Genomic DNA, 26856 nt, shown 5'->3' with positions numbered 1-26856 from the left:
CGTGACATTCCCCATACCTCTCTTCAGAAGTTGGTGGGTCAGAGAGTGACGAAAGCTGTGGCAGCTGGCCGAGATCGCACCAAAGGTTGAATCCGCAGACCGGATCTGGCTACTCGCCCGCCTGGAGGAGCAGCAGCGTCTTGCCGCTGGCGTCCTGGAGCATCAGGCTGCGCTTGTCGATGCTCCAGCGGCGCACCAGAGCCAGGGCTTCGGTGTAGCGCTGCTCGATGGCCATTACTTCCGGGCTGCAGGCCATCCGGGTGCTGGCCAGCTGGAAGAACCGTATTGTTTCGCCCTCGAGGCTGAAGCCGCCCATCAAGCGGTTGCAGCCACCGCTGCCAGCCAGGCGCAGGTTCTCGGCAGACAGCTGCAGCTCGATCGCTCGGCCGGGGGGCTGCCGAGGGACGACCGTCTCCCCACCGAGGGCCAGCAGCTTCCAGGTGGTACCCCGCAAGGGGGCAACGAGTTGCCGGCGGGGTTGCCCGCGGCCCGACCTCTTCTGAGCCCTGGCGGGCTTGGGGCAACCCTGTCCGGGGTTGATGGTGCCGAATTTTTCCACCACCAGGGTGCGGCGTGGCGGCTGCCCCTCCTCCATCGACGGCCGCTGGGTGATCAGCCCCTGCAGCCCCACCAGCAGCGGCTGGCCGGGCTTGTCGGACGGACGGGCCTGGAGATAGGCGCGCTGCAGGGCCAGGAAGTCGCCTTCCATCGCCACCGGCAGCCGCTGGCTGGTGGCGCAGAGCCGGATGCTGGCCGCATCGGCCATGTAGGTGAACATCCCTGTGAGCTGCAGGCGTGGGTCGATCGGCGCTGGCTGGGGCAGCCGCTTCAGCCGATCGTTCTGGGCGGAGCTGATCGGCGCACCCTCCAGGTCGAGCTTGCGCAGCGCCGCACCAGCATCGAGCGGCTGCAGAAAGACGGGCGCCTCGCGGCCGCCCCGAAGCACCAGCCGCCCGGTGCCGGGCTCCAGGCGCCAGCGGCCGATGTCATCGAACGCATTTGGTTGGGGCCGGTTCAGAAAGATCTGCCGCAGCTGGTAGGTGCCATCGGCGGCCAGATCCACATGCCAGCGGATCGCGCCGCCCGCGCCGGGGATGTCGCCCTGCCAGCTGGCCGGCAGCGCACCGAAGCCAACCTGCTTCAGCAGCAGCTCCACCGGTTGCTTCTGGCCACTGAGCACCGGCGTGATCGTGTCGCTGCTGAACAGCAACCGGCCCTGGTGACGCAGCGTTGCCCGCAGCGTGTAGCGGCCGCGGGGCGTCACGTCGCTGTCCTTATACGGAATCGAGAAGCGGAACGGCGGCTGGCCGGCCGGCGCGATCCGCTGGCGGCCGATCACCGTGGCGGGAGCATCGGCCCGCGCGTAATCCTCGATCACGACCTCGAACACTGCATCGGGCGGCAGGGCGATCCGCTCGCGGAAGGTGGCAGTGCCGCTGACCGTGCCAGCCATCGCGGGGGCCGTCATCACCAAGCTGCTGGCCACCAAGCTGCTCGCCACAGCGGCAGGCCAGCCCCACAGACGAAACGAAATCGAGATCGGCACGATCGGCGGGGCGTGGTTTTGGGGTGGACGGTACTGGCCGACTGAGTCCCCACTTCAGGATGCGTCTCAGTGCCAAGCCCATCGGAGCCAGGAGTTGGGCCGGATCCGGCCGATGGGACTGCCCTCCCCGCTGCCCGCCGCGCTCAAGTTCCAGGTCAGCTTCGGTGTGGCCCTGAGCGGGTGCTGGCTGCTCACGATCCTGCTGCGGCACACCCCGCTCGGACGGGTGATCTGATCTGATGCGTCTGACGGGGGTTAATCAGCCTTCAGCCATCGGCTGCAGCCAGGCGGTTGACAACATCACCCATCTCTGCCTGATGGTGAGCTTCATCCGTTCCAGGCGACAGCCAGGCGATCCGCCATGAGCACCCCCGAGTCGTCGCTGCTGGCCGTGCTCACCACGGTGGCGAAACGCGACGATGCCAGACGATTGGCCAGGCAGGTGGTGCGTGCGGGCCTGGCGGCCTGCGCCCAGCTGGAGCCGATCGAGAGCATCTACGTCTGGAAGGGGGAGCTGGTGGAAGAGCCGGAGATCCGGATCACCTTCAAGACCACCCAGCAACACCGGCAGGCACTGATGGACCTGCTTCGTGAGGTTCACCCTTACGAGATCCCCGCGATCATGGCCACGCCCCTGCAGGATCCCGATCCCGCCTACCGGCGCTGGGTGATCGAGCAAACGCTCCCCAGCTGATCCGCCAGGGGCGTCAGGATGGCAGCCACGCCGCCGATCCCAGCGTCCCGATGAACACCAGCGCCATCCCCACCGGCCCGGTGATCGCCTCGCCGCCGCCGCCCCCCTGGGTGGATGCGCGCACGCCCCTGGGGCGGCTGATCGCCGCGGTGCTGGCGGTGGAGCCCGTGCGTCAGCTGCTGTTCCTACAGGCCCGGCGCATGATGATCCGCACCGCCGAAACCCGGGGCATCCCCTGGAGGCGGCGCCGCGAGCAGTTGCTCCAGCAGGCGGAGCCCCTGCTGGTGGCCTCCACCAACCCGGCCACTGTGATCCCCCCCTATTACCGCGCCCGTTTCCACGCCTATGAGGAAGGAAACCTCTGCTGGCAGGCCGCCTGCGAAACCGAGCAGGCCACCGATTCGGTGGCGCTGCGGGTGTGGAAAGAGGAGAAACAACTCAACCCCGCGGCCGCCCAGCAGCGCATGCGCGACGGCATCTACGCCGCGATCGAACCCAGTCTCAGCGGCCCGGTGCGCGACGTCCTCGACATCGGCTGCTCCGTGGGGGTTGGCACCCTGGCGCTCACCGACTGGCTCGAGCAGCACGGCCACAGCGATGTGCACGTGAGCGGCCTCGATCTCTCCCCCCAGATGCTTGCGGTGGCGCGGGTGCGCGACGCCAGCGGCCGCATCAGGGCCTGGCACCACGGCGCCGCTGAAGCCACGGGCCTGCCGGCGGCGAGCTTCGATCTGATCACCGCCCAGTTCCTCTGCCATGAACTGCCGGGCGTTGCCACCCGAGCAGTGCTGAAAGAAGCGGCGCGGTTGCTGCGGCCCCAGGGGGTGCTCGCCCTGGTCGACCAGGACCCGGAAGCAGAGGTGATCCGCTCCATGCCGCCGGCCCTGGCCACCCTGCTCAAGGCCACCGAGCCCTACCTCGAGGACTATTTCCGTCTGGATCTGCCCGCCGCCCTGGCCGAGGCGGGTTTCACGGCTATCCGCCGGGTGGCCTCCGACCACCGGCACCGGGTGCTGGTGGCCACGCGGCCGTGAGCACCGCCGTTATAATGGTGCGCCTGTTCGCCTCGCTGCGGGAGCAGGCGGGCTGGTGGGAGCGAAGCCTGGCGATCACACCTGACTATCCATCCCCCACACCGGCGAGCCTCTGGCCGCACCTGGGGCTGGGCGCGGCCATCCCGCCCCAGGTGCGGGTGGCGGTGAACCAGGCATTCGCCGCACTCGATCAGCCGCTCCAGAGCGGCGATGAGGTGGCCTTCCTGCCGCCGATCAGTGGGGGCTGAGCCGATGGCACACCCATCGGCAGAGGAGCGCCCGCTGCAGCTCAGGCTCCATCCCGCCCGCTTCGACCCGCTCTCGGCCCTGGCCGACTGGCAGCGGAATCTCACGGCCGGCGGCGCCGAAGCGCCGGCCGCGGAAGCCCACTTCATCGGTCGGGTGCGCGGCCGCACCGCCCATGGCGCAGCGCTCGAAGCCCTGGAGCTGGAGCACTACCCCGGCATGACCGAAACCCAGATCGAGCGGATCGCCGCCGCCATCAGCCGCCGCCATGGCCTGCTGGCGGTGCGGGTGGATCACAGGGTGGGCCGGGTGCTGCCAGGGGAGGCGATCGTGCTGGTGGCCGTGGCCGCCGACCGGCGCGGCCCGGCCCAGCGGGGCGGCCAGGAGCTGCTCGAAGCCCTTAAACACGATGCCCCCTTCTGGAAGCGGGAGTGGTGCGGCGGTGTGGGCACCTGGGTGGAGGGCAACACGGCGTTCTGAACGGGGCGGCATGCAGGAGCGTGTTCAACGCAGCGACAGCCTTCAGAAGATCGGCAAGCGCAGCAGCTGGGCCCACAGCTCCGTGCCGGCCGCCAGCGCGCCCAGCTCCGCCGGAATCTCCAGCAGCAGGTCGGCACCCTGCAGCGAACCGATGCGGGATGAGGCCTGGCTGCCGTCCACCAGCGCCAGCAGCTCGCCATCGGGTCCCACCTGCAGACGGGCGCGGGCCAGCTCGGGGCGGCCTGAGCCTCGCTTCAGGTCAGCGGCCAGGCGCACCTTCAGGCGCGGCAGCGGCTGCACCGGCGCTCCCTCCAGCAGCTGCAGCGCCGGCAGCAGCAGCTGCAGGGCGGTGATCGCGGCCGCCACCGGATTACCCGGCAGGCCAAAAAATGGCGTGCCAGCGCCCCCATCCCCCAGCCGCCCGAAGGCGAACGGCCGACCGGGCTTGAGGAACAGCTTCCAGAACGCCACCGATCCCAGCTCCGCCAGCAGCGGCCGGATCCAGTCGCTGTCACCCGCCGACACCCCGCCGGTGCTCACCACCAGATCGCAGCCGGCCGCCAGCTCCAGCAGGGCGGCGCGCAGGGCGGCGGGCTGATCGGCAACCACCCGTCGCTCGGCCACCGCCAGCCCCAGCCGCTCCAGCAGCGCCACCAGCAGCGTGCCGTTGCTCTCCCAGATCTGCCCCGGCCCGCGGGCGCTGCCCGCCGGCACCAGTTCATCGCCCGTGATCAGCAGCCCCACACGGGGGCGCCGCCGCACCACCAGCTCCGCCACGCCACAACTGGCCAGCCGGCCCAGATCGGCGGGGCCGAGACGCACTCCAGCGCCCAGCAGCTCCTGGCCGGCTGCGGCCTCCTCATCGGCGGCGCGGATCCAGGGGTTGGGCCCCGCCTCGCGCATCAGGCTCAGCCGCTCGCCATCGGCGGCCACCAGCTCCTGGGGCAGCACCCGGGTGGCGCCTTCCGGCAGGGGAGCACCGGTGAGGATGCGGATGGCTTCCCCCTCCGCCAGAGCCCGGGGGTAAGGGGCTCCTGGCGCCGAGCGACCCACCAAAGGCCACGAGTGTCCCACCTGCGGGACACTCGCCGCCGCCAGGGCATAGCCATCCATGATCGAGGCGCGGAAGCCGGGCACCGCCTCCGCGGCCAGCACCGGCTCGGCACTCACCAGGCCCAGGGCCTGCTGCAGCGGCAGCGTCTCGCTGCCGGCCAGGGGCGTGATGGCGGCCAGCACCTGGCGGCGGGCCTCCTCCAGGGGCAGACCCTCGCGGGGGTAGGGCTCAGGCGATGCAGCGCTGGTGCTCATCGGGGCTCACGGCTCAGGAGGGCACGGCGCCGGGATGGTGCCAGGCGCCGTGGCGTCCCCCCGTCTTCTCCAGCAGCCGCACCGGGCCGATGGTCATGGCCGGATCAGCGGATTTCACCATGTCGTAGAGGGTGAGCAGACCGACCTGCACGGCTGTGAGCGCCTCCATCTCCACCCCCGTGGGGCCGGTGGTGCGGGCGGACGCTTCGAGGCGCAGGCCGCGGCCATCGGCGCTGGGCTCGATGCGCACCTCCAGGCCCGTGAGCGCGATCGGGTGGCAGAGGGGGATCAGCTCCCAGGTGCGCTTGGCACCCTGGATTGCCGCCACCCGCGCCACCGCCAGCACATCCCCCTTGGGGGCCCGGCCTTCGAGCACCAGCGCCAGCACCGCCGGGTCCATGGCGATGAACCCCTCGGCCACGGCACGGCGATCGGTGGCGGGGCGGTCGCCTACCTCCACCATGTGCACCTCACCGCTGGCGTTGAGGTGGCTGAGTGACGGATCGGGCCTGCCGAGCTCCGGCACGGGGTCCCACGCGAGTCTGCGAACGCTAAGCCGGGGTCAGGCGCTCCAGGTGCGATCTGTGCCCCACCGGCCTCAGGCGCTGGAATTGGCCGATTAGAAGGGTCTGAGCCCGTGGGCAGTGCCCTCGCCGAGCACCGCGTTTTCACCAGCACGATCCGATCACCACCGTGACCATCGCCCCCCAGCGCACCACCCCTGGACGCGACCGCCTGGAACCCGGCAACGTCTTCCCGCCGCTGCGGCGAGGCCGCCTGGAAACCCTGCAGGTGAACCTCACCTACCGCTGCAACCAGGCCTGCGTGCACTGCCACGTGAATGCCGGCCCGAGCCGCACCGAAAGCATGGCGGCAGACGTCCTGGCCCTGATCCCCGAGGTACTGGCCGCCAGGGAGCTGCGCTGCCTCGATCTCACCGGCGGCGCGCCGGAGCTTCACCCCGAGTTCCGGCCATTGGTGCGACGGGTCCGCGCCCTGGGGGTGGAGGTGATCGATCGCTGCAATCTCACGATCCTGCAGGAGCCGGGCCAGGAGGAACTGGCCGCCTTTCTGGCCGCCGAGGGGGTCACGGTGGTGGCCTCGCTGCCCTGCTACCTGCAGGACAACGTGGAGCGTCAGCGGGGCTCCGGCGTGTTCCAGCGCAGCATCGACGGCCTGCGTCAGCTCAACGCGCTCGGCTACGGCCAGCCGGGCTCGGGCCTGGAGCTGAACCTGGTGTTCAACCCCCAGGGGGCGGTGCTGCCACCAGCGCAGGGACCGCTGGAGGCGGACTATCGGCGGGTGCTGGCGGCCGATCACGGCGTGGTGTTCAACCGGCTCTATGCCCTGGCCAACATGCCCGTTCAGCGCTTCGCGGCGGTGCTGAGCGCCCAGGGGGAGCTGGAGGACTACCGGGTGTTGCTGCGCCGCAGCCACCGCGACGCCAACCTGGAGCAGGTGATGTGCCGCCAGCTGATCAGCGTCGACTGGCAGGGCTTCCTCTACGACTGCGATTTCAACCAGCAGCTGGGGCTTGTGGCCAGCGGCGATCCTGCCGCCGAGGCGGCCGGTGAGCCTGGAGAACGACCCCACCTGCGGGATCTGCTGCGGCGCGACCCAAGCGGCGATCCGATCCAGGTGGCCGACCACTGCTTCGGTTGCACCGCCGGCAGCGGCTCCAGCTGCGGCGGGGCGCTGGCCGCATGACGGCCAACCCCGAGCCAGACATCCCCTCCAGCCCAACCTCAATCCCAACCTCCCCAGCCTCCAGGCGCTGGCTGCTGCTGCTGGCGGTGGCCGCACTGGTGGCGCTGTTCTTCCTGCTGGATCTGCCCCGGCAGCTCAGCCTCGACGCCCTGCGCGACGCCCACACCAGCCTGCTGGCCTGGCGCCAGCGGGCGCCGTTCAGCGCCGCGGCCCTCTACGGCCTGGCCTATGTGCTGGTCGCCGGGCTCTCCCTACCCGGCGCGGCGGTGATGACCCTGGCCGGAGGCGCGGTATTCGGGCTGGGGCTCGGCACCCTGCTGGTTTCATTCGCCTCCAGCGCCGGGGCCACCATCGCCTTCCTGCTGGCCCGCACCCTGCTGCGCGAGGCGATGCTGAACCGCTTCGGCGCCAGGCTGGCCCCGATCGAGGAGGGCCTGCGCCGCGACGGTGTGCTCTACCTGCTCAGCCTGCGGCTGGTGCCTGTGTTCCCCTTCTTTCTGGTGAATGTGGTGATGGGGCTCACCCCGATCCGCACGCTCTCCTTTTACGTCACCAGCCAGATCGGCATGCTGCCCGGCACCCTCCTTTACGTGAATGCCGGCACGCAGCTGGGGCAGCTGCGCAGCCTCGAAGGCATCCTCACGCCGCCGCTGCTGCTGTCGCTGGCGCTGCTGGGGGCCTTCCCCTGGATCGCGCGGCTGGCCCTGGAGCGCTGGAAGCTCTGGCGGCAGGAATGAGCCCGGGCCGTGGCCCCGCCTGGATCACTAGCCTTCAAAACCGGTAGCTGCCCACCACCGCATGACCCGCACCCCCCTGAACGAGGCCGCCGTGCAGCAGGCCGTGCAGACCTATTACGGCAGCACCCTGAGCAGCAGCGCCGATCTGCGCACCAACGCCTGCTGCGATGCCAGCGCCGTGCCTGCCGCCCTCCGGCCCCTGCTGGGCCGCCTCCATCCCGAGGTGCTCTCCCGCTACTACGGCTGCGGCCTGGTCTGCCCGCCGTTGCTGGAGGGGGCGTGGGTGCTGGACCTGGGCTGCGGCAGCGGCCGCGACGCCTACCTGCTCGCCCAGCTGGTGGGACCGAGCGGCAGCGTGGTGGGGGTCGACATGACGGCGGAGCAGCTGGCGGTGGCGGAGTCCCACCGCGTCTTTCACGCCGAGGCCTTCGGCTACGACAACGTCCGTTTTCTGGAGGGCTTCATCGAGCAGCTGGAACAGCTCGACCTGGAGCCCGCCAGCTTCGATGTGGTGATCTCCAACTGCGTGGTGAACCTCTCCACCGACAAGTTGGCGGTGCTGCGCGGCGTGCGGCGGCTGCTCAAGCCGGGCGGTGAGTTCCACTTCGCCGATGTCTACGCCGACCGGCGCGTGCCCCAGGCCCTGCAGGCCGATCCGGTGCTCTACGGCGAATGCCTCAGTGGCGCCCTCTACTGGAACGACTTCCTGCGCCTGGCCCGCCAGGCGGGCTTCGCCGATCCGCGCCTGTTGAGCGACCGCCCCCTGGAGATCACCGATCCGGAGCTGGCCGCGCGCACCGGCGAGCTGCGCTTCTTCTCAGCCACCTACCGGCTGTTCAACATCGACAGCCTCGAAGATGCCTGTGAAGATCACGGCCAGGCAGTGATCTACAAGGGCACAATCCCCGGCCACCCGCACCGCGTCGACCTCGACATCCACCACAGCTTCGAAACGGGTCGGGTGTTTCCCGTCTGCGGCAACAGCTTCAAAATGCTGCACCAGAGCCGGCTGGCACCCCATTTCAGCTTCATCAACGCCCACTCCAGCGCCCACTTCGGCCTGTTTCCTGGCTGCGGCAGCGTGATGCCCTTCACGTCAACCACGATCACACCGGCCACGTCCGCGCCAACCACTGCAGGCTCCAGCTCCTGCTGTTGACGACTGCCCATGGGAAGGTAACGGCTGTGTTGCGGGTCGTCGCCATGGGCTGGTCGCGCCCCTCCACGCGGTTCTGCGTCTTCCTGACGCTGCTGAACGACCGCCTGGGGGAGAGCATCGTCTTTCCCCTGCTGCCGTTCCTGCTGGCCAGCTTCACCAGCGATGGGCGCACCCTGGGGCTGCTGGCGGGGAGCTACGCCCTGGCCCAGTTCCTGTTCACCCCGCTGATCGGTGCCCTCAGCGACCGCTTCGGACGCAAACCGGTGATCGCCGGCTGTGTGGCCGGCTCGGTGCTGGGCCTGGGTGGTTTTGCTCTCACCCTGGCCCTGCCCTGGCCGGCCGGCAGCACCTGGCCGCTGCCACTGCTGTTCGCCGCCCGGCTGATCGATGGGGTCAGCGGCGGCACTGCCGCCACCGCCGGCGCCGTGCTGGCCGACATCAGTCCTCCGGAGAAGCGGGCCAAGGCCTTCGGGCTGATCGGCGTGGCCTTCGGACTCGGCTTCATCCTCGGGCCGGCCCTGGGGGGGTTGCTGGCGGGGGTGAATGTGACGCTGCCGTTGCTGCTGGCAGTGGCGGTGGCAGCCGTGAACCTGGTGCTGGTGATCACGGTGCTGCCGGAAACCCATCCCCCGGCCGCGCGCCTGGCACTACCGCGCAAGCGGGAACTCAACCCGCTCACCCAGCTGACGCGGGTGTTTCGCAACCCCCGGGTGCGGCGGCTCAGCCTGGCCTTCTTTCTGTTCTTTCTGGGCTTCGGCGGCTTCACCGCCGTGCTGGTGCTCTATTTCAAGCAGGTGTTCGGCTGGGGGCCGGAGCTGGCCGCCATGGCCTTCCTGGTGGTGGGTGTGGTGGCAACGGTGGTGCAAGGAGGTCTGATCGGACCGCTGGTGCAACGCTTTGGTGAGGTACGCCTCAGCCAGGTCGGCCTGGGTCTGGTGGTCGTGGGCTGTCTGCTGATTCCCCTGGCCAGGAAGGCCAACGCCCTGCAGGTTGTTTTCCCTGCCCTGGCCCTGCTGGCCTTCGGCACCGGGCTGGTCACCCCCTGCCTGCGCAGCCAGGTGTCACGCCGGCTGGATGACAGTGGCCAGGGAGCAGCCCTGGGCAGCCTCCAGGGTCTTCAGAGTCTGGGCAGTTTCATCGGCCCACCCCTGGCGGGCCTGGCCTACGACCTGGTGGGCAAGACCAGCCCCTTCTGGGCCGGCATCGCCCTGTTTCTGGTGGTGGGGCTGCTGGTGGCCGGAGCCGGACCCCTCAGCAGCCTTTCCGCAAGCAAGTCCACGACCGTGCCTCCCAGGCCCTGATTGCTACCTTCCACCCAACAGCCCCAGCCATGGATCCGGTGATGAATGAGCCCGTCGTGGCACCAGAGCTCTACATCAACCGCGAGCTGAGCTGGATCGCGTTCAACAGCCGTGTGCTGGCCCAGGCCCTTGATCCCGCCACGCCGTTGCTGGAGCAGGCGAAATTCAGCGCCATCTTCAGCAACAACCTCGATGAGTTCTTCATGGTCAGGGTGGCGTCCCTGAAGTCACAGCTGGAGGCGGGCGTCTCCACCCTCAGCGACGACGGTCTCACCCCCAGGGAGCAGCTGGAGGCGATCCAGCTGAAACTGCGCCCGCTGCTGGAGCAACAGCAGGCCCACTACCGCCATCACCTCAAACAGGAGCTGTTTGATCAGGGCGTTCAACTGATCGACTACCAACGCCTGAACAAACAACAGAAGACCTGGGTCAACTCCTACTTCCAGACCGCCATCTTTCCGGTGCTCACCCCCCTGGCGGTGGATCCGGCCCATCCCTTCCCGTTCATGAGCAACCTCAGCTTGAACGTGGCGGCCCTGATCCGCGATCCCGACACCGGGCAACAGCAGTTCGCCCGGGTGAAGGTGCCCACCAAGACCCTGCCGCGCTTCGTCGAGATTCCCACCGAACTCTGCACCCGCGAGCCCTCCCCCGTGTACACCGTGGTGCCCCTGGAGCAGGTGGTGGCCTTCAACCTGCAGCTGCTCTTCCCCGGCATGACGATCGAAGGGCATTACTTCTTCCGCATCACCCGCGACGCTGACCTGGAGCTGCGCGACCTGGAGGCCGACGATCTGATGGAGGCTCTGCAGGAGGGCCTGCGCAAACGCCGCCGCGGCGGAGAAGTGGTGCGGCTCGAGGTAGCGAACGAAATGCCCGATGAGGTGGTGGATCTGCTGATGGAGGGCACCGATGTGGATCTGGCCGACCTCTATCGGATCAATGGACCGCTGGGCCTCGACGACCTGATGCACCTGCTGTCGATCCCCCTGCCCCAGCTCAAGGACAAGCCCCACCAGGGCCGCACCGCCACCGCCCTGGGCCGGGCCCAGAAGAGCCGCCTGGGGGATGGCTCGATCAAGGCGGAGGAGTTCGAGAGCATCTTTGCGGCGATCAGGCGCAACGATGTGCTGCTCCATCACCCTTACGACCTTTTCTCCACCTCGGTGGAGGAGTTCATCAACCAGGCCGCCGACGACCCCTCGGTACTGGCCATCAAGATGACCCTCTACCGCACCTCGAAGGATTCGCCCATCATCGCGGCGCTGATCCGCGCCGCCGAAAACGGCAAACAGGTGATGGCCCTTGTGGAGCTCAAGGCACGCTTCGACGAGGACAACAACATCCAGTGGGCCCGTCAGCTAGAGCACTCGGGCGTTCACGTGGTCTACGGCGTGCTGGGCCTCAAAACCCACACCAAGATCATGCTCGTGGTGCGCAAGGAAAAAGAACGGCTGCGCAGCTACGTGCACATCGGCACAGGCAACTACAACTCCAAAACCTCCAGCCTCTACACCGACCTCGGCCTGCTCTCGGCCCAACCGGAGCTTGGGCAGGATCTGGTGGAGCTGTTCAACTACCTGACCGGCTTCTCGAAACAGCAGAGCTTCCGCAGTCTGCTGGTGGCTCCCGTCACCCTGCGCAAGGGAATGGAAGCCCTGATCCAGCGGGAAATCAGCCACGCCCGCGAGGGCAGAGGCGGACACATCCGCGCCAAGATGAATGCAATCGTGGATCCAGCGATCATCGCCCTGCTCTATGAAGCCTCCCAGGCCGGGGTGGTGATCGAGCTGGTCATCCGCGGGATGTGCTGCCTGAGGCCCGGGGTGCCTGGTGTGAGCGAAACGATCCAGGTGATCAGCATCATCGGCCGCTTTCTCGAGCACTCCCGGATGTTCTGGTTCGCCAATGCCGGTGAGGCAGAGATGTACATCGGCAGCGCCGATTGGATGCCACGCAACCTCGACCGTCGCGTCGAAGCGGTGACACCGATCAAGAATCCTCAGCTGCGCAGCAAGCTGGAGCGCCTGCTGGACACCTACCAGACCGACGACTGCGCCGCCTGGGACATGCAGAGCGACGGCAGCTTCATCCAGCGACGGCCCAGTGGCGACCCCCGCTGCGCCCAGCTCGATCTGATCAAGCAGTGGCGCAAAGGGCTGAATGCACCGGCCTGAGGCATAGCGAACCAGGATCACCAATTCTGGTAAGCATCGCTACACGTCCTGTTGAATCGGCATCATGCACAACTCAATGAAGAAAAATAGCTTGTCCATCTTCACGGAGTCTTCGGATTTTTACAGCAGGCCACCTCTGGACCCTGCTATGTTCCGCGCACAACTCATCCGGAGGCTGAGGTGATGGGGACACCTTTGCAATCCACCCCTGCCACAGGTCTCGCTCCCAAAAAAGCGAAGTCCGCGGCACGGGCGGTGCAGCCCAAAACCGGAGGAGGTCGGCTGAGCGCCGATTCCATCGGGTGGTACCTGAGCAACATCGGCCGCGTACCCCTGCTCACGGCAGCTGAAGAGATCGAGCTGGCTCACCACGTGCAGGAAATGAAGCGCCTGCTGGAGTTACCCGACGCTTCCCTCACTCCCCGCCAGCGGCATCAGATCCGCATGGGGGGTCGTGCCCGCGACCGCATGATGGCCGCCAACCTGCGTCTGGTGGTGAGCGTCGCCAAGAAATATCAGAACCAGGGGCTGGAGCTTCTCGATCTTGTCCAGGAAGGGGCGATCGGGCTGGAGCGGGCCGTTGACAAGTTCGATCCGGCCATGGGCTACAAATTCTCCACCTATGCCTACTGGTGGATTCGCCAGGGCATGACCCGGGCCATCGACAACAGCGCTCGCACGATTCGCCTGCCGATTCATGTGAGTGAAAAGCTCTCGAAGATGCGTCGCATCACCAGGGAGCTTTCCCACCGCTTCGGTCGCCAGCCCAACCGGCTGGAGTTGTCCCATGCCATGGGCATGGATATCAAGGATCTGGAGGATCTGATCTCCCAGAGCGCTCCCTGCGCCTCCCTTGATGCCCACGCCAGGGGCGATGAAGACCGCAGCACCCTGGGCGAGCTGATCGCCGATCCGGCCAGCGCCGAGCCCATGGATCACATGGACCGCTCGATTCAGAAGGAGCACCTCGGCGCCTGGCTCTCCCAGCTGAACGAGCGGGAGCAGGAAATCCTGCGGCTGCGCTTCGGTCTGGAAGGCAAGGAGCCGCTGACCCTCGCTGAGATCGGCCGCAAGATCAACGTCTCGCGCGAACGCGTCCGGCAGCTTGAAGCCAAGGCGATCATGAAACTGCGGCTGATGAGCAACCTGCAGCAGGCCGCCTGAGCCAGGGCGGCTGTCAGGCTGGGCACCGCCGGCTGGGATTGAAGCGCTGATGGGAGTGGCCTTGGTGCTGGTCTGGCTGGCCTGTGTCCTCGGTCTAGCGATTTGGGCCCGCCAGCGCTGGCCTGATCAACCCGAATGGAGCCGCAAACTGCTGCATATCGGCTCCGGACCGGTGGTGCTGATCGCCTGGGCCGTCGGGGTCGATCGCTGGATCGCCCTGCCGGCTGCTGCCGTGGTAACCCTGCTGGCGGCGCTTAACCACCGCTACCGCTTACTACCGGCCATTGAGGACGTGGGGCGCCACAGCTACGGAACCGTGGCCTACGGCGCCGCGATCACCCTGTTGCTGGCGCTGTTCTGGCCGGCCCAGCCCCAGGCCGTGGTAGCGGGGGTGCTGGTCATGGCCCTGGGGGATGGCTTCGCCGGGCTGCTTGGACCCTTGATCTCCTCACCGAGCTGGCAGATCCTCGGGCAACGCAAGTCGGTTGTGGGCACAGGGGCCATGGCCGGCATGGCCCTGCTGGTGGTGGTGCTCCTGCGCCAGCTGGGGGGCACCGGGCCCGGCCCAGCCGCCCTGGTGCTGATCAGCCTGGCGGCCACTCTGCTGGAGCAGATCGCCATCGTCGGCCTCGACAACCTCAGCGTTCCAGTGGCTACGGGCCTGCTCTGGAGCTGGCTCTCGCTCAGGCCCTGAGCATCCCCTCGCAGCGGTGCTGCCAGTCGGAGGGGGTGCCGAGGCCGGCCACCACCAGCCGATCGCTGGGCTCAGCCTTGAGACGCAGCTGCCACTGACGGATCACCTCGGCACGCTCCATCCAGGCCTGGAGAACGGTGGTCTGAATGCCCTCGGGATCCCAGCCCCGCTGACGGGCTGAACCCAGGGCCCAGCCGAGCAGATCATCGAGCTGGAAGGGTCGAAAGCCGGCAAACACTGGCCCTGTGGGCTCCTTGGTAGCGCCACTCTGCTCAAGATAGAACAGCTGGAGGGGTTCGCTCAAGCCGCAAAATTGGAGGAGATAGGACATTGGGTTCGCTCCTGATGCATCACCGGATGCCTCAAGGAACGGCAACTTAGTGCGCCCACCAGAATCAACTGTTCAACAGGAACATCCTGTTGCAAGAACATGATTCTGGCAGTCTCACTCTGGGAGTGCCAGAACTAATCCAATCAGACCGGCGCCAGGCTGCTGGCCTGGACCTCAGCCACAGCTGCGGCCAGCCCGTCCAGCACCGTGCGGGTGGTCTCCAGGTCGATGCAGGCATCGGTGATGCTCTGGCCGTAGGCCAGCTGGCTCAGATCGGCGGGGATCTTCTGATTGCCTGCCACCAGGTGACTTTCGATCATCACCCCCATCACATGGCGGGAGCCACTGCGCAACTGATCAGCCACCTCGGCGAGCACCTCCCCCTGGCGCCGGTAGTCCTTGTTGGAGTTGCCATGGCTGCAATCAACCATCAGCCTCGCCGGCAGGCCCTCCTTCTGAAGGGCATGGGCCGCCTGCTCGATCGCTTCGGAGTGGTAGTTGCTGCCTCCCTTGCCGCCGCGCAGCACGAGATGGCCATCCGGATTGCCGGTGGTGGAGACGATCGCAGCGTGGCCCAGCTGGCTGATGCCCAGGAAATGGTGGGGCTTGGAGGCGGCCTGCATGGCATGGATGGCCGTGACGGCGCTGCCGTCGGTGCCGTTCTTGAAGCCGATCGGCATCGACAGGCCGGATGCCATCTCCCGGTGGGTCTGGCTTTCGGTGGTGCGCGCCCCGATCGCCGTCCAGCCGATCAGATCAGCGATGTACTGGGGCACCACAGGATCGAGCAGCTCGGTGGCGGCCGGCAGCCCCATCTCGGCAAGATGCACCAGCAAGCCCCGCGCCAATCGCAGCCCGGTGTTGATGTCGTAGCTGGCGTCGAGGTGGGGATCGTTGATCAGGCCTTTCCAGCCCACGGTGGTGCGGGGCTTCTCGAAGTACACCCGCATCACCACCTCCAGCTGGTCTCGGTGGCGCTCGCGCACCTCTGCGATCGCATCGGCATAGGCCCGGGCGGCCTCCACGTCGTGCACCGAGCAGGGGCCGACGATCACCAGGACGCGGGAGTCCTGCCCATGCAGGATCGCCTTGATCCGCTCACGGGCATCGAGCACGGTGCGGGCCGCCGTCTGGCTCAGAGGCAGTTCGCGGTGGAGGACCGCCGGGGCCACCAGCGGCCGTGTCTCCACGATGTGGAGGTCGGAGGTGGTGAGCATGCCGGGAGCGGTCTGGAACCGGGGCCAATCTCACACCCTAGAGACTCTCCCCGCAGCATCTTTGGCAGCGATGGTGACTGAGCGGGGGGCCACGGCCGGAAACAATGGAGACAACCTCATCGTTTCGCCATGCTCTCCCCAGACAGTGACACCGACCTGCTGGTGAGCTATCGCCAGGCGGAGGCGGAGCGCTCGGCTCTCGGTGTGCCGGCGCTGCCGCTCTCCGCCGCCCAGGCCCAGGCCCTCACCCAGCTGCTGGAGCAGCCTCCCGCTGGTGAGGAGAGCGTTCTGCTCGATCTGCTCAGCGAACGCATCCCGCCGGGAGTGGACGAGGCCGCCTACGTCAAGGCCAGCTGGTTGAGCGCCATCGCCCAGGGACTGAACGTGAGCCCCCTGGTAAGCCCGATCGAGGCCACCAGGCTGCTGGCCACCATGATCGGCGGCTACAACGTCGGTGCCCTGATCAGCCTGCTCGGCAACGCCGATGCCGCCGTCGCCGCCGAAGCGGCCCAAGGCCTGAGCCGCACCCTGCTTGTCTACGACTCGTTCCACGACGTCCTGGAGCTGGCGTCCAGCAACCCCTGGGCGAAACAGGTGGTGGACAGCTGGGCTGGCGCCGAGTGGTTCACCGCCAAGGCGGAGCTGCCGGCGGCGATCACCGTCACGGTGTTCAAGGTGGAGGGTGAAACCAACACGGACGACCTCTCCCCCGCCACCCACGCCACCACCCGTCCCGACATCCCCCTGCATGCCATGGCGATGCTGGAAACCCGCATGCCGGGCGGACTGGAGCTGATCGATCTGCTCAAGACCAAGGGTCACCCCGTCGCCTACGTGGGCGATGTGGTGGGCACCGGCAGCTCGCGCAAGTCGGCGATCAACTCCGTGCTCTGGCACACCGGCACCGATATTCCCCACGTGCCCAACAAGCGCGGCGGCGGCGTGATCCTGGGCGGCAAGATCGCACCGATCTTCTTCAACACCGCCGAAGATTCCGGTGCCCTGCCGATCGAGTGCGATGTCTCGGCGCTGAACTCGGGTGATGTGATCACAATCCGTCCGTATGCGGGCACGATCGAGCGGGCTGAAGGCGAACCAGGCGCCGGTGAGGTGGTGGCCCGCTTCGAGCTCAAGCCCAGCACCATCGCCGATGAAGTGCGCGCCGGTGGGCGAATCCCCCTGCTGATCGGCCGCTCATTGACCGACAAGGTGCGGGCCCAGCTGGGTCTGGCGCCCTCGGAGCTGTTCATCCGCCCCGCGGCCCCGGCCGATACCGGCAAGGGCTTCACCCTGGCCCAGAAGATGGTGGGCAAGGCCTGCGGCCTGGCGGGCGTGCGCCCCGGCACCAGCTGCGAGCCGCTGATGACCACCGTCGGCTCCCAGGACACCACCGGGCCGATGACCCGTGACGAGATGAAGGAGCTGGCCTGCCTGGGCTTCTCCGCCGATCTGGTGCTGCAGAGCTTCTGCCACACCGCCGCCTACCCCAAGCCGGTCGACCTCAAAACCCACGCCGAGCTGCCCGATTTCATGGCCTCCCGCGGCGGCGTCGCCCTGCGCCCCGGCGACGGCATCATCCACAGCTGGCTCAATCGCATGCTTCTGCCCGACACCGTGGGCACCGGCGGCGACAGCCACACACGCTTCCCCCTGGGCATCTCCTTCCCCGCAGGATCGGGCCTGGTGGCCTTCGCCGCCGCCATCGGCGCCATGCCGCTCGACATGCCCGAATCGGTACTGGTGCGTTTCAGCGGTTCACTCCAGCCCGGCGTCACCCTGCGCGACGTGGTCAACGCCATCCCCTGGGTGGCGATCCAGAAGGGTCTGCTCACGGTGGAGAAGGCCAACAAGAAAAACGTGTTCTCCGGCCGCATCCTGGAGATCGAGGGCCTGCCCGATCTCAAGCTCGAACAGGCTTTTGAGTTAACGGACGCCTCTGCCGAGCGCTCCTGTGCCGGCTGCACGATCAAGCTCTCAGAAGCCACCGTGGCGGAATACCTGCGCAGCAACGTGGCGCTGCTCAAAAACATGATCGCCCGCGGCTATCACGACGAGCGCACGATGGCCCGTCGGATCCAGGCGATGGAGGCCTGGCTGGCCGATCCCCAGCTGATGGGCGCCGACGCCGACGCCGAGTATGCCGAAATCATCGAGATCAACCTCGATGACCTCACCGAACCGGTGCTGGCCTGCCCCAACGATCCCGACAACGTCAAGCTGCTCTCCGAGGTGGCGGGCGAGCGGATCGATGAGGTGTTCATCGGCTCCTGCATGACCAACATCGGCCACTACCGCGCCGCCGCCACGGTGCTCGATGGGGCCGGCACCAGCGCCGCGCGTCTGTGGGTCTGCCCCCCCACTCGCATGGACGACGAGGTGCTGCGCGCCGAGGGTTACACCGCCAAGTTCGAGGCCGCCGCCGCCCGCATGGAGCTGCCCGGATGCTCGCTCTGCATGGGCAACCAGGCCCGGGTGGAAGACAACACCACCGTGTTCTCCACCAGCACCCGCAACTTCAACAACCGACTCGGAAACGGCGCCCAGGTGTATCTGGGCAGCGCCGAACTGGCGGCGGTGTGTGCCCTGCTGGGCCGCATTCCCAGCCCGGCCGAGTACCTGGAGATTGCAGCGGCCAAGATCGACCCCCTCTCAGGCGAGCTCTACCGCTACCTCAACTTCGACCAGATCGATGGGTTCAGTGATGCCGGCCGCATCGTGAGTGTGGAGGAGGAAGAGAAGGTGCTGGCTGAGGTATGAACCCCCAGCTGCACGCACCCATCCTGGCCGCATGCACGCTGCTCGGGCTGCTGGCGCCCGTGGCCCGGGCCGACGATCCCAGCGGTGGCTACTTCTCCGGCACCGCGGTTGAGTGCCCGGGCCTGCCCCAGGCAGAGGCGGCGGCAGTGGCCTGCCATCGGCAAGCGCTGGCAAAAGCCGACCGGGAACTCAATGCCGTCTACAGCGACCTGATGGCGCGGGCCGACTCCCAGGAGCGCCGGGCCCTGCAGGACGCCCAGTTGGCCTGGATCCGTCTGCGCGATTCCCAGTGCGCCCTGGTGAAGGCCTACTACAGACGCTCACAATTCCCAGAAAAATGGACCAGCCAGTGCCAGGCCGTGCAAACGATCCGCCGGGTGCAGGAGCTGCGGGACCTGGGCACGGGCATCAGCTGGTGTGAGCCTCAGCACGACGACCCTGGAGGGCTTCGGCCATGCTCATAGGCCTCGGCACGGCGTTCTTAACGCTGATGGCTTGCATGGACCCGGCAGGGCAGGCCTTGGCTTTCGAGCAGGTGGGCGAGCCGATACTGGCCTGCACAACCCCGACTACTCCTCCGGGCAGGTGGCCTTCAAGGGGTTGGGATATGAGGCGGGCGGAACCGCTTTTCTCTTCACCTGCGGCGCCAAGCCGGAGCGGTTCGGTCTGCGCAAACGCCGACTTGAACAGCTACCTGCAAATTCAATCATCGCCAACCGACCCGATGGAAGCCTCCTGCTGATCGGAGCTAGGGTGCTAGGAAAATATTTACCCAACCATAGCTACGGAGCCTTCTTCACAGCCGATGGCCAGAGGTTGCTGGTCGTGAGGACTCAGTTCCTGCAGGTGAAGTCGGTCACAGGAGCCGTGCTCAGCAATTTCATCTTCAGTGAAGGCATGGCCGAAGGGGTTCCGATGGCGATGGCAATGGCTCCGGACGGCCTATCCACATCCTCTTCCTCCGACACAGGCACCAGCTCCAGACCACTTCCAACCACCGAGCGCACCAGCGGCGGCAGGAAGACCATCTGGTGCCTTGAGAATCTCCTTCCCGGATCGGCGCCTAGGTGTACCTAGGCAGCGCCAAGATCTACCGCTACCTCAACTTCGATCAGATCGAGGGCTTGGTGGTGAGCAACGAAGAGGAGTCCAGGGTGCTGGCTGAGGTGTGAGCAGAGAATCTTGCTGCAGCAAATGTGACAAATCAGGAGTACCGGGCTGGACTTCCGAGGCGAAGTGACTACGGTTCGGCTGTTAATAAGAATTGGAAGGCATGGCTCGCTCCGAAAGGCTGTTGGCGACCGGAATGGCCTTGGCTGTCGCAGGATCGCTCGTCCTCACGGGCTGCTCACAGACCAAAGAGGTCGCCAAGGACGCCGTCACAGCCACCGGCGAAGCTGCGAAGCAGGCCGCCACCACCACCGGCCAGGCCGCTCTGGCACCGGCCGTGAACCCCGTGCTCGACCTGCTCAAGAAAGGCGAGAACGAGGTGAAGGGCGGAAACCTCGGCGCAGCCGTCGCCACTATGGGCGGCTTCAAGGCAATCTGGGACAAAGCCGCTCCGGTGATCAAGCCCCTCGCCGGCGATAAGTGGCCCGCGATCGAAACTGCGGCCAATCTCGTGATCAGCACCTTCGGTGGTGGAACGCCCGATGCCGCAGGCGCCACGTCGGCGCTCACCGGCCTGATCGGCCCCCTCTCAGCGCTGATCGGCAAATAGAGCTGTAGAGCTCACGATCAAGGCAACCCGGAGTGCGCGGTGAAAGGCGAAAGGCCCGTCCCGCGCCCCACCTGGATCAGGAAACGGTATTGCTTGAGCCAGCCTGTGCCTGAGCTGGGAGTTGGAGAGGCCATTGCCAAGGGCAGCACTAACGGACATGCAGCACAACCGTTCAAATCTGCTATAGATTAAAATGATTCACGTATCAACAACCGGTAGTGCCAAAAGCCTTCTCCTTAGCCCGCTTGGCCTCCTTCTGGCAAGAGCATCTCTACGAGGGGCGCATAAGTAGCACCTCAGATCTCTTCAACCAAGCAGCTAAAGAGATCAGTATTGACAGTTTCAGCTTCCCGAAATTCAGAGAAAGAGAAAATAAAAGCTCCGGCCTGAGCACCTACCAAAAATTAATAGCTGGCCTTCAGGTTACCCGCCCAGATGCGACTATTGAATCCAATCCCACGGTCTCAATCGAACCTGCTGCCGAGTATCGAACCTCTGGCGTCATGGGCGGTCCAGATGGAACGTCCCCAATCAACAAGAACTTCAGTTCAAGCTTTGATGGCCTGCTGGTGAGTTGGCAGCCAGGCACAACAGCCAGTGATCGAGCTACCGCACGTCAAGCCTTTGGCTTGTCCCTGCGCGAGGAGATCTACACGGCGGCGATGAAGAACAACGCTGCCGGCATGCTCGAGTGGGTGAATCTGCCGCCTGGTCTCAGCGCAGAACAGGCCATTGCCATCCTCGCCCGACGCCCAGGCGTGGCCTATGCCGAGAAGAACTGGAAGCTGGAGGCCCAGGCCACCAGTAACGACACCTACTTCACAAACGGCAGCCTCTGGGGCATGTATGGCGATGCGAGCAGCCCCGCAAATGCCTACGGCAGTCAGGCCGCCGAAGCCTGGGCCTCCGGCTACACCGGCTCCAGCAGCGTGTATGTCGGCATCATCGACGAGGGCTACCAGTACGCCCATCCTGACCTGGCCAACAACGCTGGCACCAACCCTGGCGAAACGGCCGGAGATGGCATCGACAACGACTTTAACGGCTATGTCGATGATGTCTACGGCTGGGATTTTGACGCCAATAACAACACTGTCTACGACGGCACTGGTGACGACCATGGCACCCATGTCGCCGGCACGATTGGCGGCAGGGGGGGTAATGGCAGCGGCGTTGCCGGAGTGAACTGGGACGTGAAACTGCTAAGTGCCAAATTCCTGGGCAGCAATGGCGGCACAACGGCCAATGCCATCAAGGCCGTCGACTACTTCACGGCCCTGAAGAATAAAGGCGTCAACATTGTTGCCACCAACAATTCCTGGGGCGGAGGTGGATACTCGCAGGCCTTGTACGATGCGATCGAACGCGCCAATCAGGCCGATATTCTGTTCATCGCCGCTGCAGGCAATGGCGGCATCGATCGTGTTGGCGACAACAATGACAGCCTAGCCAGTTATCCCTCTAATTATACTAATTCAAATGTGATTGCTGTCGCGGCGATCACAAGCACCGGCAGTAGATCCAGCTTCTCCAACTACGGCGCCACCACGGTGGACCTCGGAGCCCCTGGCAGTGGAATCTGGTCGACAGTGCCCAATGTCAGCTATGCCAGCTACAGCGGCACCTCGATGGCCACACCACACGTAACCGGTGCCGCCGCCCTGCTCAAATCGGTTTACCCCGCCGCCACAGGCGCCCAGATCAAGCAGGCGCTGCTGGAAGGGACAGCACCTACCAGCTCCTTGGCGGGGATCACCGTCAGCGGAGGACGTCTAGATATTCCTTCGTCGATCACGCGCCTCGGCCAGCTCGTTGGCAGCAGCGTGCCCCTGCCCCAAGTGTCTCTCGCCGCCTTTGACGCCAGCGCCTCAGAAACGGGACCAGACCCAGGAACCTTCCGCCTCAGCCGCTCGGATTCCAACGACAGTCTCGAGGTGTTCCTGCAGATCGGCGGAACCGCCACCAACGGCAGCGACTATTCAAGCAATGGTGGGGAACTTGCCAGCAGCATCACATTTAATCCTGGTCAAAGCAGCGTCGATTTGATGATCACTCCCATCGATGATCAGATCTACGAAGGCACCGAAACCGTGATCCTGACGCTGGCCAGCGGAGTTGGCTACAGCATCAGTAGCAGCGCAAGTTCTGCCACGATCAACATTGTCGACAACGATCCAGCCCCTGTTAGTCCCAATTTCTGGGGAACGCCCGGCAACGACACCATCACCGGAAATGCCGGAAACAACCTGATTGCGGGCGTCAGCGAAAGCGGCAACGACAACGGCAAAAGTACCATTGACACGCTCACTGGCCTAGGTGGCAAGGACACCTTCGTGCTGGCCGACGCGAGGCGCAGCACCTTTTACAACGATGGCAACAACAGGAATCAAGGTACTGGCGACTATGCGCTAATCAAAGACCTGAACAGCAGCGAAGGCGACCTTGTTCAGCTGCGCAGTGGTAGTCAATACCTGATTCGCAACAATGGATCCAACACTGAGCTCTTCCTTGGAAATGGCAATAACACATTCAGCAGCAATGACGAATTCATCGCCACAATCCAGGGCGTGAATCTGGCCACAGGCACTGGCGTCTACATCCTGGGCACTACCGCCAGTTGGACCAGCTTTGTCTGAAGGTTCCTCATTGATGTCGACACCAGCTCAGAGATGACACCTCAACCGATCCAGCCCCTCAGGATTGCGAGCAGCCACCGGGTGAGACGCTGGAGATGCACGCTCTCCCCCGACCTCTGAACCAGGAAATTCTGCTATTTGAGCCCTCCACCCCGGAGGCAGGAGCCCTGCGCGCCGTGCTTGCCTTCCCAAGCACTTATTCCGTGGGTATCACCAGCCTGGGCTTCCAGGTGGTCTGGGCGACCCTGGCGCGGCGCACCGATCTGGATGTGCGGCGGCTGTTCACCGACCGCGGCGACCCCCCCCACCGCCACTGCGACCTCTTCGGTCTCTCGCTCAGCTGGGAACTCGATGGCCCGGTGCTGCTGGACCTGCTGGAGCAGCAACGCATTCCGCTCTGGAGCCGTCAGCGGGGCGAGGACGATCCGATCGTCTTCGGGGGCGGACCGGTGCTCACCGCCAACCCCGAGCCCCTGGCCCCCTTTTTCGACGCCGTGCTGCTGGGCGATGGCGAACAGTTGCTGCCCGACTTCGTGGAGGCGGTGATCGCCCACCGGCAGGCACCGAGGGCCGAGAGGCTGCGCGCCCTGGCCCGGGTGCCGGGTGTGTATGTGCCGGCGCTTTACGCCCCGCGCTACGACAGCGCCGGAAGCCTTCTGGCGGTGGAGCCGATCGAAGCAGACATCCCGGCGACCGTGGCCAAGCAGACCTGGCGGGGTAACACCCTCAGCCACTCGATGGTGATCACCCCCGAGGCGGCCTGGCCCTCGATCCACATGGTGGAGGTGGTGCGCAGCTGCCCAGAGCTCTGCCGCTTCTGCCTGGCCAGCTATCTCACCCTGCCCTTCCGCACCCCGTCGCTTGACGACGGCCTGATCCCCGCCGTGGAGGCGGGCCTGGGGGCCACACGCCGGCTGGGCCTGCTGGGGGCCTCGGTCACCCAGCACCCCCAGTTCGCCGACCTGCTGAGCTGGCTCGACCAGGACCGCTTCGATGACACCCGGGTGAGCGTGAGCTCGGTGCGGGCCGCCACAGTGACGCCGCAGCTGGGGCGAATTCTGGCCAAGCGCGGCAGCAAGTCGCTGACGATTGCGATCGAGAGCGGCAGCGAGCGGATGCGGCAGGTGGTGAACAAGAAGCTGGCCACGGAGGAGATCTTCGCGGCGGCCCGCTACGCCAGGGAGGGCGGGCTCAGCGGCCTGAAGCTCTACGGCATGGCCGGCCTTCCCACCGAGGACGACGATGACATCGAAGCCACCGCCGATCTGCTGCTGGCTCTGAAGAACGCCTCCCCCTGCCTGCGCCTCTCTCTGGGCGTGAGCACATTCGTACCCAAGGCCCACACCCCGTTCCAGTGGGAACCGGTGCGGCCCGAAGCGGAAAAGCGCCTGAAACGGCTGGCGCGCCGCCTGCAGCCCAAGGGCATCGACTTGCGGCCCGAGAGCTACGGCTGGAGCGTGATCCAGGCGCTGCTCTCCCGCAGCGACCGGCGCCTGGCCGCCGTGATCGCCGCCGTGCGGGGCCGCCACGGCAGCCAGGGGGGCTGGAAGACCGCCTACCGCAGCGTGTGCGAGCAACCAGAGGGAAGCCTGCCCCCGCTCCCGCCCTGGCAGGACACGATCCATGGTCACTGGGACACGGAGAGGGTGCTGCCCTGGGAGCATCTGGAGGGGCCCCTGCCCAAGGCCACACTGGCCCGTCACAGGCAGGAGGCCCTCGCGGCAGCCAGCGTCAGACCCGCCTGCGCGACTCCGGGCTGAGGGAGTAGGCCCGCAGGCCGCAGAGCAGCACCCAGCCGGCAATGTTGATGCGGCTGTCATACATCGGAATGTCGGTGGAGTGCAGCGTCACCAGCACCAGGGCCGCCGCCCACCAGGCGCGATCGAACACCGGAGCTGCGGTGATTCCCAGGCGCGCTGCCTGGATGAGCAGCCAGATCACCAGAGCCACCACCATCGCCGCCGCGGGAAGGCCATGGCTCAGGGCCAGGTCGATGACCACGTTGTGGGGATGACCATGCCACAGGCCCGTCCGCAGGGGATAAATCACGCTGAAAGCCGCAGCGCCCCAGCCCAGCCAGGGCCGTTCGGCGATCAGCCCCACGGCCACCCCCCACTGGCTGAGACGGGTGCTGGCCAGGTCGCGATCGCCGGCGAACTTGAAGTCGTTGAGACGAGCCCAGACCGCCTCGGGCACCATGGCTCGGGCCGGGGCCTGCAGCACCATGGGCACCCCCGGCAGGCTGGCGAGCCCTACGGGGATCAGCAGCAGCAGCAGCAGGGGCAAGAACCAGATCCAGCGGGCCGGCCCCGCCACCAGGGGAAGCGCCAGTATTAGAGCCCCCCAGGCGTTGCGGGAGTCGGTGAGGGCGATGGCGGCTACCAGGCCCACCGTGATCAGCAAGGCCGGCAAGCGCTTCAGCCACGACTGAGAGCGCTGCAGCAGGGCCGCCAGGGCAAAAGGCCAGGCCAGGGCCAGCCAGGCTCCGGCGATGTTGGCGTAGTCGAACAGGCCGGCCAGGCGACCAGACGGATTGCCGCCGGCTTTGAGGTGCCAGATGATCGCTCCCCCCAGGATCTGGAACGGCCCGCTCCAACCCCAGAACAATTGTCCAAGGCCGGTGACGATCACCGGCACGGTGCCGGCCACAAGCCAGAGGGCCACCCGGCGTCGGGCCTGGGCCGAGGCCAGATAGGGCTGGAACCCCCAGAACGCCCAGAAGAAGGGCAGCCAGTTACCCAGGCCCACCCAGGCCAGCCAGCCGCTGGAGGCGGTGAAACAACCCAGCACCATCAGGGCTGATACCAGCAGCAGCACCTGATTGACCCGATCCCGCCACCAGGGCAGGCGCTGGCGGCAAGCAAGGATCAGGGCCACCAGCAGGAGAACTCCGGCCAGCAGGGCTGAGCTGGCCAGCAGCAGCAAGCCCAGCTGAAAACAACGCCAGCCCAGGGGCGAGGCGCCCTCGGGCCTGGTCGCATCAAGGCGCCGCAGCCACTCCTGCCTCACGAGAACACGGCAGTGCGACCCCGGTAGACCATCACCTGGCGGCGCAGGTGCAGCCGCAGGGCCCGGGCGAGGGCCAGCCGCTCCATGTCACGTCCCTTGCGGATCAGGTCCTCCACATCATCCCGGTGACTGACGGGCACGGTGGCCTGCTCGATGATCGGTCCGCCATCGAGATCTTCGGTTACGTAGTGGGCAGTGGCCCCGATCAGCTTCACGCCCCGCTCCCAGGCGCGGTGATAGGGCTGGGCGCCCTTGAAGGCCGGCAGGAACGAATGGTGGATGTTGATCACCGCAGGGAAGCTGGCCAGGAAGTCGGGGCTGAGCACCTGCATGTACTTGGCCAGCACCACCAGCTCGATGCCGTGGTCTTGGAGCAACTGCAACTGCGCCCGCTCTGCCTCCTGCTTGGAGTGAGGCAGCACCGGCAGATGAACGAAGCGTGCACCGAAATCCTCGGCCAGGGCCTGCAGATCGGGGTGATTGGAGATCACCAGCGGCACCTGCATCGGCAACTCCCCGGCCCGGGTGCGCCAGAGCAGATCCACCAGGCAATGATCCTGTTTGCTCACGAAGATCGCGACGCGTGCCGCGACATCGGAGAAATGGACCTGGCCGTCACCGCCAAGCCGCTCTGCCAGGGCCGTCACCGCCGGCGCCACCGCCTCCCGCGGCAGTCCGAAACCCTCCAGCTGCCACTCGATCCGGCTGAGGAACAGCCCCGCGCCGGCGTCGGTGTGGTGATCGGCATGGCGAATGTTGCCACCGTTGGCCGCCACCCAGCCGGAGAGCTCACTAACCAGACCCGGACGGTCGGGGCAGATCACCTGCAGGATTGCTGTGGGCACGCTCATCGGCACCAGGGCCTGTCTCGAAGGGCATTGTGGCCGGCGCTCTCCAGGCCAGTCGCCAGCAGGGCAGACGGCCATGCCGGTGCGACGT

25 protein-coding genes are annotated in these 26856 nt (G+C 66.5%); 18 read left to right on the top strand and 7 right to left on the bottom strand.

From position 1 onward, the window contains the following. Nucleotides 1-109 precede the first annotated feature (109 nt). Nucleotides 110-1501 carry an META domain-containing protein gene (locus CJZ82_RS06335; protein WP_233130081.1) on the bottom strand — a complete coding sequence of 464 codons (1392 nt, stop codon included), beginning with the start codon at nt 1499-1501 and terminating at the stop codon, nt 110-112. A gap of 157 nt (nt 1502-1658) precedes the next feature. On the opposite strand from CJZ82_RS06335, the gene CJZ82_RS19315 reads away from it, so the two are divergent. The 5 genes from CJZ82_RS19315 to CJZ82_RS06315 all read left to right on the top strand — a co-directional run bounded on the left by CJZ82_RS19315 (nt 1659) and on the right by CJZ82_RS06315 (nt 4000). Then, a complete protein-coding gene (locus CJZ82_RS19315; RefSeq protein ID WP_255380786.1) occupies nt 1659-1781 on the top strand; it encodes a hypothetical protein in 123 nt (40 codons plus the stop codon). Nucleotides 1782-1907: 126 nt separating this feature from the next. After that, nucleotides 1908-2240 carry a divalent-cation tolerance protein CutA gene (cutA, locus tag CJZ82_RS06330; RefSeq protein ID WP_094554957.1) on the top strand — a complete coding sequence of 111 codons (333 nt, stop codon included), beginning with the start codon at nt 1908-1910 and terminating at the stop codon, nt 2238-2240. Nucleotides 2241-2290: 50 nt separating this feature from the next. Beyond that, on the top strand, nt 2291-3274 hold the full coding sequence (locus CJZ82_RS06325; RefSeq protein ID WP_094554956.1) for a class I SAM-dependent methyltransferase: 984 nt from the start codon (nt 2291-2293) through the stop codon (nt 3272-3274). After that, nucleotides 3271-3522 (top strand): MoaD/ThiS family protein, encoded by a 252-nt coding sequence (locus CJZ82_RS06320; RefSeq protein ID WP_369820025.1) that lies wholly within the window; start codon nt 3271-3273, stop codon nt 3520-3522. The genes CJZ82_RS06325 and CJZ82_RS06320 overlap by 4 nt, the downstream gene beginning before the upstream one ends. A gap of 4 nt (nt 3523-3526) precedes the next feature. Beyond that, nucleotides 3527-4000, top strand: a complete 474-nt coding sequence (locus CJZ82_RS06315) for a molybdenum cofactor biosynthesis protein MoaE (protein WP_094554954.1) — start codon at nt 3527-3529, stop codon at nt 3998-4000. A gap of 42 nt (nt 4001-4042) precedes the next feature. Here CJZ82_RS06315 and glp read toward each other — a convergent pair whose 3' ends face one another. After that, nucleotides 4043-5308, bottom strand: coding sequence for a gephyrin-like molybdotransferase Glp (gene glp, locus CJZ82_RS06310; protein ID WP_094554953.1), 1266 nt, complete (start codon nt 5306-5308; stop codon nt 4043-4045). A gap of 13 nt (nt 5309-5321) precedes the next feature. Then, entirely contained in the window at nt 5322-5834 is a 513-nt protein-coding gene (gene moaC / locus CJZ82_RS06305; RefSeq protein ID WP_094554952.1) for a cyclic pyranopterin monophosphate synthase MoaC, read from the bottom strand. 167 nt (nt 5835-6001) lie between these two features. Here moaC and arsS point away from each other — a divergent pair, with 167 nt between their 5' ends. The 7 genes from arsS to CJZ82_RS06270 all read left to right on the top strand — a co-directional run bounded on the left by arsS (nt 6002) and on the right by CJZ82_RS06270 (nt 14247). Next, nucleotides 6002-7015, top strand: coding sequence for an arsenosugar biosynthesis radical SAM (seleno)protein ArsS (gene arsS / locus CJZ82_RS06300; RefSeq protein WP_094554951.1), 1014 nt, complete (start codon nt 6002-6004; stop codon nt 7013-7015). Next, a complete protein-coding gene (locus CJZ82_RS06295; RefSeq protein WP_233130080.1) occupies nt 7012-7752 on the top strand; it encodes a TVP38/TMEM64 family protein in 741 nt (246 codons plus the stop codon). Before arsS ends, CJZ82_RS06295 begins: the two co-directional genes overlap by 4 nt. Before the next feature lie 61 nt (nt 7753-7813). After that, complete coding sequence (locus CJZ82_RS06290) at nt 7814-8911, top strand: methyltransferase domain-containing protein (RefSeq protein WP_094554950.1); 1098 nt, start codon at nt 7814-7816, stop codon at nt 8909-8911. Nucleotides 8912-8955: 44 nt separating this feature from the next. Further along, complete coding sequence (locus CJZ82_RS06285; protein WP_094554949.1) at nt 8956-10212, top strand: MFS transporter; 1257 nt, start codon at nt 8956-8958, stop codon at nt 10210-10212. Between the two features lie 41 nt (nt 10213-10253). Beyond that, the gene (gene ppk1 / locus CJZ82_RS06280; RefSeq protein WP_094555014.1) at nt 10254-12389 is read left to right on the top strand and encodes a polyphosphate kinase 1; all 2136 of its coding nucleotides are present in this window, start codon (nt 10254-10256) and stop codon (nt 12387-12389) included. Between the two features lie 183 nt (nt 12390-12572). Further along, nucleotides 12573-13553 (top strand): RpoD/SigA family RNA polymerase sigma factor, encoded by a 981-nt coding sequence (locus CJZ82_RS06275; protein ID WP_094554948.1) that lies wholly within the window; start codon nt 12573-12575, stop codon nt 13551-13553. 49 nt (nt 13554-13602) lie between these two features. Next, nucleotides 13603-14247: a diacylglycerol/polyprenol kinase family protein gene (locus tag CJZ82_RS06270; protein ID WP_094554947.1), complete on the top strand. Its 645-nt coding sequence runs from the start codon at nt 13603-13605 to the stop codon at nt 14245-14247. Here the strand turns inward: CJZ82_RS06270 and CJZ82_RS06265 are convergent. After that, nucleotides 14237-14551, bottom strand: coding sequence for a hypothetical protein (locus CJZ82_RS06265; RefSeq protein WP_369820024.1), 315 nt, complete (start codon nt 14549-14551; stop codon nt 14237-14239). The genes CJZ82_RS06270 and CJZ82_RS06265 overlap by 11 nt on opposite strands. Before the next feature lie 170 nt (nt 14552-14721). Next, entirely contained in the window at nt 14722-15795 is a 1074-nt protein-coding gene (locus CJZ82_RS06260; RefSeq protein ID WP_094554945.1) for a 3-deoxy-7-phosphoheptulonate synthase, read from the bottom strand. Between the two features lie 129 nt (nt 15796-15924). On the opposite strand from CJZ82_RS06260, the gene acnB reads away from it, so the two are divergent. From acnB to CJZ82_RS06230, 6 genes are all read left to right on the top strand, one after another. Then, nucleotides 15925-18552 (top strand): bifunctional aconitate hydratase 2/2-methylisocitrate dehydratase, encoded by a 2628-nt coding sequence (acnB, locus tag CJZ82_RS06255; RefSeq protein ID WP_094554944.1) that lies wholly within the window; start codon nt 15925-15927, stop codon nt 18550-18552. Next, complete coding sequence (locus CJZ82_RS06250; RefSeq protein WP_094554943.1) at nt 18549-19016, top strand: lysozyme inhibitor LprI family protein; 468 nt, start codon at nt 18549-18551, stop codon at nt 19014-19016. Before acnB ends, CJZ82_RS06250 begins: the two co-directional genes overlap by 4 nt. A gap of 31 nt (nt 19017-19047) precedes the next feature. Further along, on the top strand, nt 19048-19629 hold the full coding sequence (locus tag CJZ82_RS17700; protein ID WP_143593549.1) for a hypothetical protein: 582 nt from the start codon (nt 19048-19050) through the stop codon (nt 19627-19629). Nucleotides 19630-19864: 235 nt separating this feature from the next. Then, entirely contained in the window at nt 19865-20272 is a 408-nt protein-coding gene (locus CJZ82_RS06240; RefSeq protein ID WP_143593548.1) for a hypothetical protein, read from the top strand. Between the two features lie 245 nt (nt 20273-20517). Beyond that, nucleotides 20518-22908: a S8 family serine peptidase gene (locus CJZ82_RS06235; RefSeq protein WP_143593547.1), complete on the top strand. Its 2391-nt coding sequence runs from the start codon at nt 20518-20520 to the stop codon at nt 22906-22908. 95 nt (nt 22909-23003) lie between these two features. Then, nucleotides 23004-24668 carry a radical SAM protein gene (locus CJZ82_RS06230; protein ID WP_094554939.1) on the top strand — a complete coding sequence of 555 codons (1665 nt, stop codon included), beginning with the start codon at nt 23004-23006 and terminating at the stop codon, nt 24666-24668. Here the strand turns inward: CJZ82_RS06230 and CJZ82_RS06225 are convergent. After that, entirely contained in the window at nt 24640-25917 is a 1278-nt protein-coding gene (locus CJZ82_RS06225; protein ID WP_094554938.1) for an O-antigen ligase, read from the bottom strand. The two genes, CJZ82_RS06230 and CJZ82_RS06225, sit on opposite strands and share 29 nt — an antisense overlap. Next, the gene (gene purU, locus CJZ82_RS06220; RefSeq protein ID WP_094554937.1) at nt 25914-26768 is read right to left on the bottom strand and encodes a formyltetrahydrofolate deformylase; all 855 of its coding nucleotides are present in this window, start codon (nt 26766-26768) and stop codon (nt 25914-25916) included. Before purU ends, CJZ82_RS06225 begins: the two co-directional genes overlap by 4 nt. Nucleotides 26769-26856: the final 88 nt, after the last annotated feature.

The sequence above is a fragment of the Synechococcus sp. 1G10 genome (assembly GCF_002252625.1).
Classification (GTDB): Bacteria; Cyanobacteriota; Cyanobacteriia; order PCC-6307; family Cyanobiaceae; genus Regnicoccus_A.
Note: the sequence above shows the minus strand (reverse complement) of the source record. Positions and strands in the feature narration are given on the sequence as shown.